Origin of the sequence: Halalkalibacterium halodurans, assembly GCF_005671335.1 — a bacterium.
GTDB lineage: Bacteria > Bacillota > Bacilli > Bacillales > Bacillaceae_D > Halalkalibacterium > Halalkalibacterium halodurans.
This window is the reverse complement of sequence record NZ_CP040441.1, coordinates 1143695-1158650: the sequence shown is the minus strand read 5'-3', so window position 1 is coordinate 1158650 and position 14956 is coordinate 1143695. Positions and strand designations below refer to the sequence as shown.

The following is a 14956-nucleotide window of genomic DNA, read 5'->3' as shown; positions in this document are numbered from 1 at the left end:
CACTGCCTTTCACTCGATATATTTTTTTATTTTTCGTATCGCACTTGATTGGCTAATCTTCAATGCTTCGGCCAGCTTATACGATGACTGATGCGATGCATACCTATCTCGAATGATCGCCCGTTCCGTTTCTTCTAATAATTCTTTTAAACTACGTCCTTCGATTTTTGCAGGCATACTTTCCGTGTGAAACGGTAAATCTTCCGCCACTACCATTTGATCAGATGTGACGACTAACCGTTCCATTAAGTTTTCTAACTCCCGAACATTTCCCGGCCAATGATAGGAATAGAGCGCATCAAGTCCCTTAGGTGACAGTTTCACATCCCGCCCATATCGGTTGTTGTAATGGTCGAGAAAATAGTAAACAAGAGGCAAAATATCTTCCTTCCGTTCTCGAAGGGGAGCGATGTGAACCGGGATCACTTGCAAACGATAAAATAAATCCCGGCGAAATTGGCCTTGCTCCACCATCTGTTCCAACTCTTGATTCGTCGCGGCAATTACGCGGACATCGACTAGCTGCATCGCCTGTCCACCAATGGGCCGAAAGCTTTTTTCTTGAAGCACTTGCAGCAGCTTTCCTTGTAAATGCAAAGGCATTTCCGCAATTTCATCAAGAAAGAGCGTCCCCCCATTCGCAAGCTCAAACAACCCTTTCTTTCCGTGACGGCTCGCACCCGTAAAGGCACCCGCTTCATAGCCAAACAGCTCCGATTCGATGAGCTGCTCTGGAATCGCGGCGCAATTGATTTCATAGAATCGCTGGTTCTCACGATCGCTTAATTCATGAATAAGCTTCACGATTTTACTTTTCCCAACACCTGTCTCACCAAGAACAAGGACGGTACTATCCACTTTGGCGACGCGATGAATAAGCTCCATCAACCGTGTCATCTGTTCACTTTTCGAGACGATCCCTTCTAGGGTAACGGGGTCACCCAATTCACGCTTATAGCTTGCTAGTTGACCTTCCATTTCTTCTATTTTCCGCTTCAAATACGTAAGCTCAGTCAAATCTCGCGAATAGCTAACGACCCTTGTTAATTGTCCGTTTCGATCAAAAATTGGCCTTGATCTCACATGTAAATACCGACCTGATCGCGTTTGTTGCAATAATTCAAGTGGGCGATAGGTTTCGATAACCTCCAAGGTGGCCGACGGATAAAACACCCCTACCTTTTCTAAATCCTTCACGTGCTTTCCGACCATTTCATCTGCCGAAAGCCGATAATTTTCCTCACACCTTGAGTTCACTTTCACAACAATTCCGTCGGCATCGGTCACGAAAATTTCGTCAAAGGAAGCTTCAAAAATGTCTTCAAGCTCGGCATTTAAAAGTTCAAGCTCATTCTCACGAGATCCCATCATCATTCCTCCCCCATCCTTTCATATAAGTGTACTATGCCAAAAGAGGAGGGGGAAATGCAGGTTTTACCTATTCACTATAGCTGTTGCTAACGCTTCTTCTAAAATGGCAAACCCGTTGTTTAACTGTTCATCTGTAATGACAATCGGCATGAGGAAACGGAGGACATTTCCATATTGGCCAGCGCTTAATAACAACAGGCCACGGTTCCCCGCTTCGGAAACGATCTTGGCCGTTAATTCTTTATCAGGCTCTTTCGTGTGTCGATCCTTTACGACTTCCATCGCACACATGGCGCCAAGTCCGCGAATATGGCCAATGCACTCATATTGCTCTTGAAGCTGTGCCATCTTGTCCATAACGACTTGACCAAGTTTTCGCGCCCGTTCGTTGAGGCCTTCTTCCTCGATGATGTCGAGCACCGCTAATGCTGCCGCGCAGCCTAACGGACTCCCGCTATATGTTCCCCCGAGCTCCCCAGGACTTGCTTCATCCAACACTTCTCGGCGACCAATCACCCCGCTAATAGGTACGCCGGCTCCGAGCGACTTGGACACTGTTAATAAGTCAGGCTCTATCTCAAAATGTTCGCTCGCAAAGTAGTGACCTGTTCGAGCAAAACCTGTTTGAATTTCATCAGCAATAAAGAGAATCCCGTGCTCCTTACAATAGCGATAAACCCCTTGAACAAAAGACTTGCTCGGGACGATAAAGCCACCTTCTCCCTGAACAGGCTCCATCACAACTGCCGCAACCGATTCGGGGGCCACTTCTACATTCATAAACTGGATGAATTCTTGTAACACATACGCGTGATAAGCGTCTTCAGACATCCCTTCAGGTCGGCGATATTCGTACGGATATGGCGCTTTATACACCTCAGGAGCAAATGGACCGAAGCCAAATTTATAAGGCTTCACCTTGCTCGTCATCGTCATCGTCATAAGCGTCCGTCCATGGAATCCACGAGAAAACGAGACAATCCCTTGGCGCCCCGTATACTTGCGCGCAATTTTTACCGTATTCTCTACAGCTTCCGCTCCGCTATTTTGCAACAATACTTTTTTTTCGAACGAACCTGGGGCTAAAGCAGCTAATCGCTCTGCCAGCTCAATATACGATTCATACATCATCACGTTAAAGCCGGTATGAATGAATTGGTCGGCCTGCTGCTGAACGGCTTGTACGACTTTCGGATGACTATGACCGACATTAATTGTCCCAATCGCTCCAGCAAAATCAATGTACGACTTCCCTTCTACATCGATCACGATCGCCCCTTTGGCCTCTTTGGCAAACGTCTGAATGTTATTTACGACCCCTCTCGGAACGATTCGTTCCCGTCTCGTCAACAAGCTTTTCAAATCTTCCTCTTGTGTCTGAATCGATTGACTCACAATTGCATCACCCTTTCTAACGATCTACCAAATGAATATGCAAATCGCGTGCCAAGTCTAAATGATCTAATTTTTCAGTATTTTTAAGGCATTCCCACTCTCCTCCCTTTCGCCTGAGTCATTTATGACTTAACTATACATGTCATGAAATCTTACGAACCTTCTAGGAGCACGCTTTCTTTTTCTCGTTTTTAACAAAAAAATAACCCAATTATGACTTACATAAGTCAATATTGGGTTATTTGTATAAGTAGTCTTTTAATATTCTCTCTACCTTTTATAAAGGAACTTATTCAGCTTCACTCATGATCTGTTCAATCACTTCCAGCCCTTTGAATTGTCCCATTGCCAAAGGCCCCATCATTTCTGTATCCACGACATACACATGGTCATGTTTAACAGCTGTTAATTGGTTCCAGACTGGACTTTCCTCAAGGTCTTGCAACTTGGTTTCCGCCGTTTCAGTAAAATCTTCTGCGAGAAAGATATAATCAGGGTCAAGCTCGCTCACCCCTTCTAGTCCGATCTCGCCATAATCGTCCAATTCCGCAAACGGCTCAAAGCCGAGCTCCTCATAATAATGAGCCATACGAACACCGCTGTAATAATTAAAGCCGTTCGCCCATGTCATCATGAAGAGAGCCGTTTTTCCTTTTTGGTCGGTTTGCTCCATCGTAGCTGCAATATCCGTCAGTTTTTGGTTGAAGGAATCAATGTACTGTTGCGCTTTCTCCTCTTCCCCCACGACAGCGCCAACTTGGATGATCGTTTCCTGCCAGTTTTCCGACATCGGAATCATGACAGTATCTGTAATCTTCTCTAGTTGATCATAAATTTTATCATCGATCTCGGTCGCAATGATGACATCAGGATTCAATTCGACGATTTGTTCGAGGTTTGCTTCGTCTCCTAAATCAATGATCTCCCCGCTCGCAAGAAACGGCTCGTAGACTGGGAAATTTTGCAGCGATTTTAAGCCGACGACTCCCCCAACGAGAGAAGCTTCATCGATTGCAAATAAATGCTCAGCATAAGGAAAATAAAGAATAGCCACCGTTTCAGGTTTGGATTCGATCACCGTTTCACCTTTTGCATGATGGATCGTTTTCGGAAAGCCATCTGTTGCCTCCCCATCAGCCGGTTCAACCGTCTCATCCGTCCCTCCCGCATTCTCATCTGTCGTTTCTTCCGCACTACCATTGCAGCCGGAAAACAACATGACCATTAACAACATTCCGAGAATAACAACATTCCCATTGTTGATTTTCATCACCTTTTGTTCCCCCTTGGACTAAAAGAAAAGTGCAAAGCGCCCTACGCCAGACACCTCTATTTATTTTTTTCACTCAAAAAAATCTTCATTGATAATAATTTTCATTATCAATGAAGATTATAAAAAAGCTCCCTTCCTATGTAAATAGACGATTACTGATCATCAGATGGACAATTCCCCATCTGGGTACGAAAAGCCGTCGGTGAACAGCCGATATGCTTTTTAAACAATCGGCTAAAGTAAAGGGCATCCAAGTATCCGATGCTCTCAGCAATGTCAGCGATGCTACTGTTGCTCGAGACGAGAAGGTTTTTTGCCCGTTTTAATCGGTACTGAATGAGATAATCGATCGGAAACATACCGATGTATTTCTTAAACAAATAAGAAAACGGTTTAACTCCCATGCCGCTCATATCGGCTAATTTTTTCACCGTCATCGGCTCCATATAATGATGGTGGATATATTCCACCACTTGCTCAATCACCAGTTGGCTTTCCCGATTTAACCGATTCCGCGCACAAATCAACATGTCATGAAAGATCGTGTAAAACAATGCTTTCGCTTGGATTTCAGGAAAATTTCCAGGGGTGCTTTTAATTCGATGCAACAGGTCTAGCTTTTCGGTAATCGCCAAATTTTCACCGGGATCCAGTAAAAAGTGGGAATCCGTATCATTCCGGTGGTTTGATCGTGTATGAAGCGTATAATGAATCAGACAATATTCAAAAGCTGCCGGTCCTACTTTGACGATCAGCTCCATATTTTTGCCACCATGAACGACTTTCCCCGGGCTGAGATGATAAGCAGTTCCGTTAAATACAAACGACGCCTCCCCTTTTAACGCAAACAAAAATCCAGATTTTGGGGTCGGATACGCACGCGTATGTCCGAGAACACGCCCTGCTTCTAAAGTCGTTCGGTACACCCCGTCAACAGTTAAAAAACCGCTGGCAAATTGCCCGGCAAGCTCATTTAAATCGACATCCACTGCCAACCCACCCTTTCTATGTCAATCGCCTCAGCCGTTCCTGCTTAAGCTCTATATCATAGGAAAACCGTCCCTCTTATACTTGGTCAATAGACAGGAAATCTTTAAAATTGCCTGTTGCTCTATGACTTTATCGCCTTGTCGATTCGGTTCACAACCTCTTCATAAAATGACGGTTCATGGGGAACAAAATGCTCCCATCCTACCTTTTCAAGGACGGGCATTTTTTCACCGCTCTCGTTTTGTTTAAAGCCTTCTATGACAACTTCCTCTTTTTTTCGCAAACAAAACATATAAAAATCTGCGAATCGCACTCGAACCATCCCTGCGGCTTCCTCACGCTGTAAGCGAAAATCAGTAAACGTGATGCCATCTTGATACAAAAACACATGGGCTCGCTCTTGATCGATTAACTTCTCTCGTGTCAAGCTATATTTCATGATCCCTAAAGGCTTGAGCACTTCAAATGAAACCGCGATTCCCGTTTCCTCACACACTTCCCGTACCCCATCCTGAACGGTTTCATTGGCAAGTAGGTGTCCCGCCGCTGTAATGTCCAATAAGTTCGGATAATCCTTCTTCTGCTCGCTGCGGATTTGCAAATAGAGATAGTGCGTATCATCTTCTTTGGTCATAAACCAACAGTGAAACGTTTCATGCCAAAGCCCGCGGGCATGGACTTCCTCACGAGTAGCCACACCAATGGGATTGCCATCTTCATCGAAAATCTTCAGGCGTTCACTCTCCATCGCTTCCTCCTTTCGTGCGGTCTATTTGTTGTACAAATGATTGATACGCTTCTGATGTTAAGACCGTTTCAAAAAATCGATTTTTCTCTCTACGATACATCTCCATCTGCTTTCCATGAAATTGCTCTTTCAAGCGATTATACTTACGAAGAAAATCGGGATGGCTCTCTTGAAAGCGAGTCCATTCCCAAAATAAATCGAGCTCTTAGGAAATGACCGTCAATGAGGTGGTTGCTTAACCAGACATAATTTTACCAATAAATAGTTGACACGTTACGATATGTGGATTATTTTATACTATATATGACAATTACTTCCTGTCATCATGCCTCCCTTCTTATTATACAGACTATCCCATTGCCCGTCGTTGGAAAGATCGTTCAGGCAAAGCTTATTGTCCATCCCCTTTAAGGAGACGAATGAAAATGAAGCTAAGACAGGTAATGCTAGCAGCCGTACTCGTGTTCATCGTTTCAAGTTGCGGGAAAACGGTAGGTCAAGCAGAAGTAGAAGTCGATTTGTTATCAGGCCAGCCAAATCCGACATGGGCATTGGCAGCAGAGGAAATAGACGAGATGACATCATTGATCGAGCAGCTACCAGACCATTCGGCCGAGTCTAGTAAAGAGATAGTTCTTGGATTCCGTGGCTTTATCATTCGTGGACTGACCTTGCCAGATATTGATGAGGATCATTCGATTATCGTACTGTCCGAACGAGTGATCATTGAGACAAACGGGGAAACAGCCTTCACCTTAGTTGACGAGAAGGGCATCGTTTATAAAAGATTACGAGAATTAGCCAAGTCCCAACTCTCTGACGATTTACTCAACTCCATACCGAATGAACCAAATGAACAATAGAAAGGTAGTGAAAGCATTGTCCACTACGAAAATGTATGGTTTCGTCCTCATCGGCTTAGCTCTCCTCTTTTCCGCACTGGTGATCATGCTCGCGATTTTATCCCAAGCCGTTGAGAAAACCACTCCTTCCCACTATGTACATTGGATTCATTATATTGATCCACTTGTTTATGTATGTGTATTCGTCCCTTTAGGAATTGGAATCTATCTTCTCGTTAAAAAAGATGGATAATCTACTGGTGGAGTAAGCTTTGTCACTCCACCAGTAGATTTTAGCCTCTATTTAATGATGGGCGCCTCCGCCGGTTTCGCTTTGTCCAGAGTCCTCCTCCAATGATTCAAGCTCTTCTTCTGATACGTCACCGACGATTAGCCGTTCCGTCGGCATAACATGGAGACCCCGCGCCGTCACATGGGCTTGGACAAAATAGATGCCGTCTTCGGGAAATTCGTACTCCACCAGATAGATCCCGTCTTCCACATGGCTTGCTTCGATAAGCTCTCCTTGCTCCCGATCGTGGCCTTGCCAAATTTCAAATTGAATGTCTGTCGCATCTGTCACATTCTCGTCTCCTTGTGTGACGTGAATCGCCAACTCATGGAGAGTGTTTGGTTTTAGCTCATCCGAAATCGCAAACGCTACGTCAATGACCTCCATTCTGTCTTGTGACAGTTCTGCCGGATCGGTATTGGCTGTACATCCTGCCACAACCACCAGTAAAATGACGAAAACATAATAGAAACGTGCCTGTCTCACATTCATTCCTCCTCCAATTATGAATACCACGCTTGCAGTCGCTTCATTTTAGATAAAACAAAGCGATCCAAGAAATAAATGAAAATAATTGAGAGCCCGACGAGAGGCATGATGATTCCCATGACCATCATGATGAGAAAAACCGCTCGCGAAACCTTTCGATCCTTCACTTGAGTAGGTGCCCCCAATGACCCTTGAGGCTTTCGCTTTTTCCACATCATCCACGAGCTAACAATTAACCCGATCAAACCTAGGCAGGTGATAAGACCAAGAATTTGATTGGGTAAGCCGAACAACCGTCCTTCATGAAGAGCGATTCCGATCGTAATCCCTTTCGCCATCATTCCGTAATCATGGAAACGCACATCACTTAAAATCGCACCGCTATACTGATCCACATGGATGGTAGCATTATCCCCAGGTTTCGTATGGGAGCTGGCGATCGTATAAACACCCGTGTCTCCTTCCGGCATCGAGATCGTATATGGTTTGTTCACGTCTCTTGTCTCTGCAAGGTACGTCACATCTTCAAGAGAAATCGGGATTTGTCCTCCTGAGGAGGTAGGAACCGTTATATGTTCAGTTGCCCACGGAACATCGTCTGCCACCTCTTTTGTTTTAACAGTCGACTCCGGCTTGTCCCTAAAGCTAAGTGCATACGGGGGATATCCCGTATTCGTTGATGTAGCGATACGATTGATTTGCTCCCCCATCACTCCTGTCCAAGGGAGACCTGTTGCAATTAAAATCAAGATGAACAAAGATAACCAGAACGCTGGCACCGCGTGCATGTCACGCCAAAAGACTCGTCCTTTTTTCTTAAATCGCGGAAGGATGGTCCCCCAAATGGACGCTCTGTTTCTCGGCCACCAAATATAAAGTCCAGTGATCAATAAAATCACCGCCCAACAGGCCGCAAGCTCGACAAGCCTGTTCGCAAACGTACCGCCAACCCACAATTCACTATGAATCTTTTTAAAAATCTCTGTTAGCTTTTCGCTGTTCACGAGAGAACCTTGAACGACTCCATCGTAAGGATTCACATAAACGGAAATCCGTTCCCCATCCTTCACCATGCTGATCTCCGTTGTCCGCTGAGGATCGTCGTAAAATCGTATCGAGCTTACGGGCGACTCTGGAAAAGCTTCCTTCGCACGTGCCACTAAGGCAGACGGCGCTAACGTAGTTTCCTTTATCTCCTGAACGTAGTACAACTCTTGGTACAGGGACGATTCAATTTGTGGTTTAAAAAGATAGACGCCCCCACTAATCGCTAAAATGATCAAAAACGGTGAAAATATGAGGCCTGCATAAAAATGCCACCGCCATACGATTTGGTATCGCGCTCGCTTTCTCTGCTCGGCATCTTTTGTTTTCACCCTCTCGTTTGCCGCTTCCACCATCGTCCACTCCTTCTCCTTTCTAGTTTCCGAAGTCAGTGTAAACAAAAGTTGTGAAAAGGACGTGAAATCTAAAGGAGTTTCTAAATTTGTCAAATTTTCGATCTGTCTCTCTAGTAATGCTCCATTATCGCGCCTGCTGCAAAGAGGGGTAACCAGCGGTCATCCTTGTAGATCAAAAAAGCAATTATAAAATTACACCTTTAACAGAGAACTTTACGATCTTTATTCAAGGACTTGTCCATGTGTAGACGTCAAGTCGAATTTTACACTTTTTGCTCGTTTCCTTTTTACACTTCTGCTGAAAAAATGCTTTTCCGGTTTTTCATGCGATGACTTTCCTCATTCTCTCCACCATGGATGACTTCCACCCGATGAAGTAAGCGATCTAAAATAGCTGTTGTGATTCCTTGATCTCCAATTAAATGACCCCATTCTTCTGGACTCTTATTTGAAGTCAGGATGATCGAACTTCGTTCGTATAAATGGTTAATCAAATGAAAAAACAAGTTTGCTTCTCTCTGATCCATCGCCATATACATTAAATCATCGATAATCACAAGGTCGGCATTTCTAATTCTTTTAAGCTGAACTTTAGATTTATTCAGGTATTCTTCTGACTTTAAAAGCTGCACAAGCTCACCCATTGTAGCGAAGTAAACATGGAATCCTCTATACACAGCTTCCAGTCCTAATCCAATGGCGATATGTGTTTTACCTATACCAGGGGGACCCAGAAGGATTAAATTGTACTGCTGCTCTAGCCAGCTTAATTCTCGGAGTTGAGAAAGCTGACGAGCCGTCAGAACGTTTTGTCCTTTCAGTTCAAACTCATCTAACGACTTCACGAAAGGGAAGCGCGCCCATTTCATTCTTTTCTCGAGGCTTTTTGCTTCACGTTTTGCTAATTCATATCGAGTGATCGATTCTAAAAATTCCAGGTAGGTCCATGATGCTTTTTCAGCTTCGCGAAGAAGCTGTGGCAGCTCCTCCGCCGTCTCTGCTAAACGTAACTGACGAAATTGATCTTGTAATTCATGCACAGTCTTGTTCATCATGCTCTACCTCCTAAAATGCTGGTATAGGCAAGTAGAGAACGGGTAGATGCTTTGATATGAGAATGCTTTGGTGAGCTAGTATAAAAGGGTTGTCCCTCTTCAATCGGTTCATCTCGCAATGTATGAAGGTGATGAGCAATATCACGAAAATCATTCGCATGATATAGTTTCTCTGCCATGCACTTTGTCAAAACAGTATCAATGAATGCTGGATACTGTTGAATGATCTTATAGAGGATCGCAAATTGATCTCGACGATACCTCGGGTATCTTTGGCTGATCTCATCTAAATAAGCAGCTGCCTGACCTTGATCTTCAAAGCAAGAGACGAGGCGTTGCTTAAGCTCTTCAACCCCTTTGGAGCGATCTCGAGTGTGATGGCGATTTTGAATGAGTTTTCCTTTTTCTGAGCTCACAAGATGCTCGGCAATGACTTCACCTTTTGCTTCTCTGCGAATGACGAGCGTCTTTTGACCTTCGTCTTTCACTTCAATCCAGACAAGATTCTCACTCATTGTTTGATACGTCCCTAGGGGAACAGAATAACGGTTTGACTTGTACCGGATGGTGTTGTCCTTGCTTACAATTCTTGTTATACTTTGGTTATGGGTACTTTCATATGAAAGTAACGAAGAGACTGGCAGTAAGTGTTGCTTTTCAAGGAGAAACACTTCTGCTGGTCTTTTTTTCGTTGTTTGATGAACCTGATGATTCCCGGTACGCTGAAGCCATTGTAGTGCTCGACTATTCCAATCTTCTATATCGCTAAACACTCGACTGTCTGCGAAGTTGCCCTTTATGTATTTCACTACATTCTCAATCATGCCCTTAGATTCCGGATCGGCTTTTCGGCACAAGTGAACGTTAAACTCACGTTCATTCACATAATGTTGGAACTCCGTTGTTAAAAGCAGTTGTCCAGCATTCTCACTCACTGCGATTAAGTGATCCTGATCATAAACAATTTCTTCTGTTCGTCCTCCATAGAACTGAAAGGCATGTTCATGACAACGAATCGCGTCTCTTGTCGTAAAAGGACGCGCCTGCCATTCCATATATTTCTGCCTGGAATGAGCGAGGACAAAGGCAATGAAATAGAGCTTGATTTCTTTGTTGTCTGTCGTTTTCTGTTTTGTCTCACCCCAGTCTACCTGAAGTTGTTTACCCATTGGTTGTTCAGGAACGGCTTCATATTGACGGACCATGGCCTTCTTCTCAATCTGATAAACCTCACGAATATCTTTCACATACGTTCTCACCGTACTTCCACCGACGACAAGATCGGGGTATCTCTCCAAAAGCCAATCATGAATTTGAGCACTACTTAGATGAGGGTATTCTTCTAGCCAAGCAAGTATCCAGTCTTTGTAGGGATCTAGTTTTCTCTTCTTCCCCAAAGGGTGTTCAGTGTATGCTTTTGCTTCATCAAATGTCATGTCTAAATACTTATAGACAGTCGGTCTTGAAACTTTCAGCTCCTTAGCGATTTGTGCTACTTTAAACTTTCTCTTACGTAATTCATGGATCTTTACATATAACACTAACTTCTCCTCCAAAACCCTAACCCCCAGTAAAATAACATTACTATCTATTTTACTAAAGTAGTAGGTTGATTGAGCAAAAGTGTAAAATCTTATCGAGCAAAAACTGTCAACTTCATTCTAGCGTTTACACCATGAAGTGTATTTGATACTTCGGGGGAAGATTCTATGAAAAATGAAGACTTTTAACGAAGCTTTGTTTCAATCGAAGTATGATCATATCGAAAAAACGCGTCCTATAAACTACCGATCGTCATCATGTGTATAAACGAAACATTGCATCGGCAGACTCAGAGATGACCCCTCTCTAGAAAATCTTTGAGAGGGGTCTGACAGCTATATTATCCGCCTTAGAGGAATTGGCCCTTCTACTCAGGCTTCCGAATAAGAGATAATATCGAGCGTTTGTTCGCTCGTTTTATGATGAAAACGGAACATACGTAAAGGCAAGCAAAAACAAGGAGAATGGAGTAACCGAAATATATTAAATAGAGAAGAACAGTGTGACTTCTATTAATAAAAGAAACTAAAGCCACAAAAGCAAGCGTACTTATGACAACACTTGCAACAAAATATATAAGGAGCTCTAGCTGAAAACATTTGGCCATAACATTTCGATTCATTCCGTTCGCTAAATAGATGGCCCATTCTTCTTTTTTCTCCATAAATCGGCTGTATACGTTTGTACCAATACTAATAGATGACAAAGCTACCGTAACAAAGAATAGTAACCAACCTGTCCAAAAAATAAAATCGATTAACTTTTTTTCTTCTTGCAACCATTCTAATATCGGTTGATATAGGCTCCCCGGTATCATTGCAATTAAATTTCTCGTCAAAGTATCTACTTCTAATCGAAGTTCCCGATCAATGTTATGTTTAGGATAAACCTTCAAATCATAGTAACCTGAAAATATCCCTTGAGAAAAAGCCTGGGTTTCATCAACGACGATCGTAATCCCACTGAGATGTTGAACAATGGTCTCCCTTATCGGTAACGTAAATTCTCCGATTGCGATGTTCGATACGGTATACGGCCACTGTTCTAATCTATGTTCCCCTTCAATATCCTTTACTAACTTCCCTAGTATTAGTTCTTCTCCTTGTAAAGCTTGAATTTCTTCTTCAGGAAAGTCACTAGGTAAAAAAATCATTAGATGGTTTTCACGAGAAAATTTTGCATAATCCTCTTCGCTGTTAAAAAAATAATCGGTGATCTTATTAAATTCCTCTTCATTAACCGTCAGGAAGTTGACATTAGGGAGTGGCTTTGAGCCTTTTAGCAATTCATCCTTAATGAAATGGCTTATATCACTTTCTTGTCCTTCTTCAATAAAATGAGAGCTCCATTGTTTAAGGAAGGGTGTCTGTTGACGTTCATCTAGAATAGGAAATACGTCTTCTGAAAATGGGATCTTTTCAACAAATTCAACCCCTTCATGCTCTTCCAGACTATTAACATCATCTAAATCAAAAGTGATGACATCAACTGATAATAATTTCATACCAGCTAAAGGTTCATAACTGTATCCTTTTTGTGATGCTAAATAGTAAAAATCCTCTTCACCTTCCCAAACACCTTCTGTTTCTTTAGCTAAGAAGACGAAAACAAAAAATATTAATATTACACTGCTTATACCAAGAATGGATAAGGTTGTTTGCTTCCATCTGCTAATTACTTGATTGACTACAAATTGAATAGGGAAACTTTGGTGAGTCAGAATTCTTTTTTCCCTATTCGTTTTTCTTGCCTTTAGCATTTCTAAAATTGAATGATCTTTTCTTTTAAGAAGCGGAACAAAAGCAGTCAGTGATTGGACAAGAAAAACAACGATAATGATCAATGATCCAATTAGAAGATCACCATAACCTACATCCCTAAAAATACTCCCATCTATAAAAGTATTTTTAATAAAAACAAACGATACAATCATCGTTAATGGCAATGACATTAAGATACTCACAAAATATAGAAAGGAAAACTGAACAAAAATAAGTTTATAGATTTGATAATAAGTCGCACCACATGCCCGTAAAATAGCAGATTTTTTCACCTGTTCTCTGTAAAAAAAAGCAAACAGTTGATAAATACTAAGGGTACTTACAACAGCAATTATCATGATAAAGATCATTGAAAACAATGAAATGACATTGTAATCAATTAAACCAACGTAAAAAAGGTTTTCGTTGAAATACCCATTGTATTGATACTCTTCCAACAATTCAAACGCCTTATTTTCAGCGCTACTTATTGACTCGCTTACTTTCACAATAAGATGTACGGTTACAGTGTTTTCATTATTTTTAAATTCCTCTACACTTATAAAAAAGTTAGGAAAATCATTAACACCTTTTTCCACATCTAACGGAGTTGACCACTCAGAAGAATAGTTCTCAACAATTCCTACCAATGTATATGTATCCGTATGAGTACCAATGTTAAGTGTTCTTGTTTCTCCGAGCGACCAACTAGGGTCTATCGTGTGTAAGTAATACTCTTCAATAGCTATTTCCCCAGATTTTTTAGGCAATCTTCCATCGTTAATCTTCAAGTGTCCTAATGTTGCTGACGTTTCATCCATCCAACCAACGGTTGCTTCTATTTCATTCTCTCTGACTGATCCCACCAAACCCATTTTGCCAATTTGAGCATGAGGATATTTTTTTTGAATCCTATCAACCGCAACATTAGAATCATTAACATCGAGTAATACCGCGTCAAACTCTCCATACTGCTTATAAGATTTCTCTAAAATGGCTCCCTTAATAGCTTGAGTAGAAAAGTAGACTGTTGTACATACCGTAAGTCCGGCAACCAGTGTACATAGTGTTAAAAACATCCACTTCTTTTGTGATTGTAACAGTTTCAGGGCTAGTCGAATCATACTCATGGACTCACCTCTTGTATGTATCCATCCTCCATCCAATAAGAGTGAACATCTTTTTGAAAAATAGACTGATCATGAGTCACCATGATTAGTGTTTGATTGAGGTCATTGCATAACTGTCTCATTTTTTGTTCTACCATCTCACTAGACTTACGGTCTAAATTACCCGTCGGTTCATCGGCAAAAATCACTTTGGGCTCTGTAATCATCGCCCTCGCTATGGCCACTCGTTGCTGTTCCCCTCCTGATAAAGATAACGGATACATGTTTAATTTCTGATCGATGCCTAAGTCTACTGCCAGTGAATGAATGTTTCGTTCTTTCTTATAATCATTTGTGAACTGAAGCGGAAGCAATATATTTTCATAGACTGATAATTCTGGTATTAAGTGAAAGGATTGAAAAATAAAGCCGAAAAATGTACCTCTCACTTTCGCTTGTTCTTTCTCTGATTGTTCGTAAAATGACTGTCCCTGAAAAATCACCTTTCCTGTAGTTGGCGTTTCCATCCCTCCTAACAAGCTTAATAACGTTGATTTTCCTGAACCACTCTTCCCTCTAATGACGTGAATCCCTTGATCAAACGTTTTCGTTACACGTTTTACGATATTTTTTCCAGTATATGTTTTGCTTAAGTCTCTGGCTTCTAGTGAAACTGCCATATGTAACACT

General features: G+C 42.1%; 13 protein-coding genes. 2 read left to right on the top strand and 11 right to left on the bottom strand.

Annotation, left to right across the window (positions count from 1 at the left end):
* Positions 1-9 precede the first annotated feature (9 nt).
* From FED51_RS05665 to FED51_RS05645, 5 genes are all read right to left on the bottom strand, one after another.
* Entirely contained in the window at positions 10-1371 is a 1362-nt protein-coding gene (locus FED51_RS05665) for a sigma-54 interaction domain-containing protein (RefSeq protein ID WP_053431801.1), read from the bottom strand.
* A gap of 63 nt (positions 1372-1434) precedes the next feature.
* A complete protein-coding gene (gabT, locus tag FED51_RS05660; protein WP_053431802.1) occupies positions 1435-2766 on the bottom strand; it encodes a 4-aminobutyrate--2-oxoglutarate transaminase in 1332 nt (443 codons plus the stop codon).
* Between the two features lie 289 nt (positions 2767-3055).
* Positions 3056-4036: an ABC transporter substrate-binding protein gene (locus tag FED51_RS05655; protein WP_233443910.1), complete on the bottom strand. Its 981-nt coding sequence runs from the start codon at positions 4034-4036 to the stop codon at positions 3056-3058.
* Between the two features lie 155 nt (positions 4037-4191).
* Positions 4192-5028 carry an AraC family transcriptional regulator gene (locus FED51_RS05650; RefSeq protein WP_083445593.1) on the bottom strand — a complete coding sequence of 279 codons (837 nt, stop codon included), beginning with the start codon at positions 5026-5028 and terminating at the stop codon, positions 4192-4194.
* 122 nt (positions 5029-5150) lie between these two features.
* The gene (locus FED51_RS05645; RefSeq protein WP_053431804.1) at positions 5151-5777 is read right to left on the bottom strand and encodes an NUDIX hydrolase; all 627 of its coding nucleotides are present in this window, start codon (positions 5775-5777) and stop codon (positions 5151-5153) included.
* 425 nt (positions 5778-6202) lie between these two features.
* Between FED51_RS05645 and FED51_RS05640 the strand changes: the two genes are divergently transcribed.
* Together FED51_RS05640 and FED51_RS05635 are read left to right on the top strand one after the other, a co-directional pair.
* Positions 6203-6640 (top strand): hypothetical protein, encoded by a 438-nt coding sequence (locus FED51_RS05640; protein ID WP_053431805.1) that lies wholly within the window; start codon positions 6203-6205, stop codon positions 6638-6640.
* A 16-nt stretch (positions 6641-6656) separates the two neighbouring features.
* Positions 6657-6872 carry a hypothetical protein gene (locus FED51_RS05635; protein WP_053431806.1) on the top strand — a complete coding sequence of 72 codons (216 nt, stop codon included), beginning with the start codon at positions 6657-6659 and terminating at the stop codon, positions 6870-6872.
* A 51-nt stretch (positions 6873-6923) separates the two neighbouring features.
* Here the strand turns inward: FED51_RS05635 and FED51_RS05630 are convergent, their stop codons facing one another.
* The 6 genes from FED51_RS05630 to FED51_RS05605 all read right to left on the bottom strand — a co-directional run bounded on the left by FED51_RS05630 (position 6924) and on the right by FED51_RS05605 (position 14946).
* On the bottom strand, positions 6924-7397 hold the full coding sequence (locus FED51_RS05630; protein WP_053431807.1) for a FixH family protein: 474 nt from the start codon (positions 7395-7397) through the stop codon (positions 6924-6926).
* Positions 7398-7414: 17 nt separating this feature from the next.
* Positions 7415-8800, bottom strand: a complete 1386-nt coding sequence (locus tag FED51_RS05625) for a PepSY-associated TM helix domain-containing protein (protein ID WP_053431808.1) — start codon at positions 8798-8800, stop codon at positions 7415-7417.
* A 287-nt stretch (positions 8801-9087) separates the two neighbouring features.
* Positions 9088-9852: an IS21-like element IS643 family helper ATPase IstB gene (gene istB / locus FED51_RS05620; RefSeq protein WP_010900090.1), complete on the bottom strand. Its 765-nt coding sequence runs from the start codon at positions 9850-9852 to the stop codon at positions 9088-9090.
* The gene (gene istA / locus FED51_RS05615) at positions 9852-11396 is read right to left on the bottom strand and encodes an IS21-like element IS643 family transposase (protein WP_138090185.1); all 1545 of its coding nucleotides are present in this window, start codon (positions 11394-11396) and stop codon (positions 9852-9854) included. Before istA ends, istB begins: the two co-directional genes overlap by 1 nt.
* Before the next feature lie 368 nt (positions 11397-11764).
* The gene (locus tag FED51_RS05610) at positions 11765-14287 is read right to left on the bottom strand and encodes an FtsX-like permease family protein (RefSeq protein WP_053431809.1); all 2523 of its coding nucleotides are present in this window, start codon (positions 14285-14287) and stop codon (positions 11765-11767) included.
* Positions 14284-14946, bottom strand: coding sequence for an ABC transporter ATP-binding protein (locus FED51_RS05605; RefSeq protein ID WP_053431810.1), 663 nt, complete (start codon positions 14944-14946; stop codon positions 14284-14286). Before FED51_RS05605 ends, FED51_RS05610 begins: the two co-directional genes overlap by 4 nt.
* Between the last annotated feature and the right edge of the window lie 10 nt (positions 14947-14956).

What these genes read in the sequence shown, in the direction of transcription:
- FED51_RS05665 (WP_053431801.1), bottom strand. Translation starts at nt 1,371, where the DNA reads ATGATGGGATCTCGTGAGAATGAGCTTGAACTTTTAAATGCCGAGCTT.
- FED51_RS05655 (WP_233443910.1), bottom strand. Translation starts at nt 4,036, where the DNA reads ATGAAAATCAACAATGGGAATGTTGTTATTCTCGGAATGTTGTTAATG.
- FED51_RS05645 (WP_053431804.1), bottom strand. Translation starts at nt 5,777, where the DNA reads ATGGAGAGTGAACGCCTGAAGATTTTCGATGAAGATGGCAATCCCATT.
- FED51_RS05640 (WP_053431805.1), top strand. Translation starts at nt 6,203, where the DNA reads ATGAAGCTAAGACAGGTAATGCTAGCAGCCGTACTCGTGTTCATCGTT.
- FED51_RS05625 (WP_053431808.1), bottom strand. Translation starts at nt 8,800, where the DNA reads ATGGTGGAAGCGGCAAACGAGAGGGTGAAAACAAAAGATGCCGAGCAG.
- istB (WP_010900090.1), bottom strand. Translation starts at nt 9,852, where the DNA reads ATGAACAAGACTGTGCATGAATTACAAGATCAATTTCGTCAGTTACGT.
- FED51_RS05610 (WP_053431809.1), bottom strand. Translation starts at nt 14,287, where the DNA reads ATGAGTATGATTCGACTAGCCCTGAAACTGTTACAATCACAAAAGAAG.
- FED51_RS05605 (WP_053431810.1), bottom strand. Translation starts at nt 14,946, where the DNA reads ATGGCAGTTTCACTAGAAGCCAGAGACTTAAGCAAAACATATACTGGA.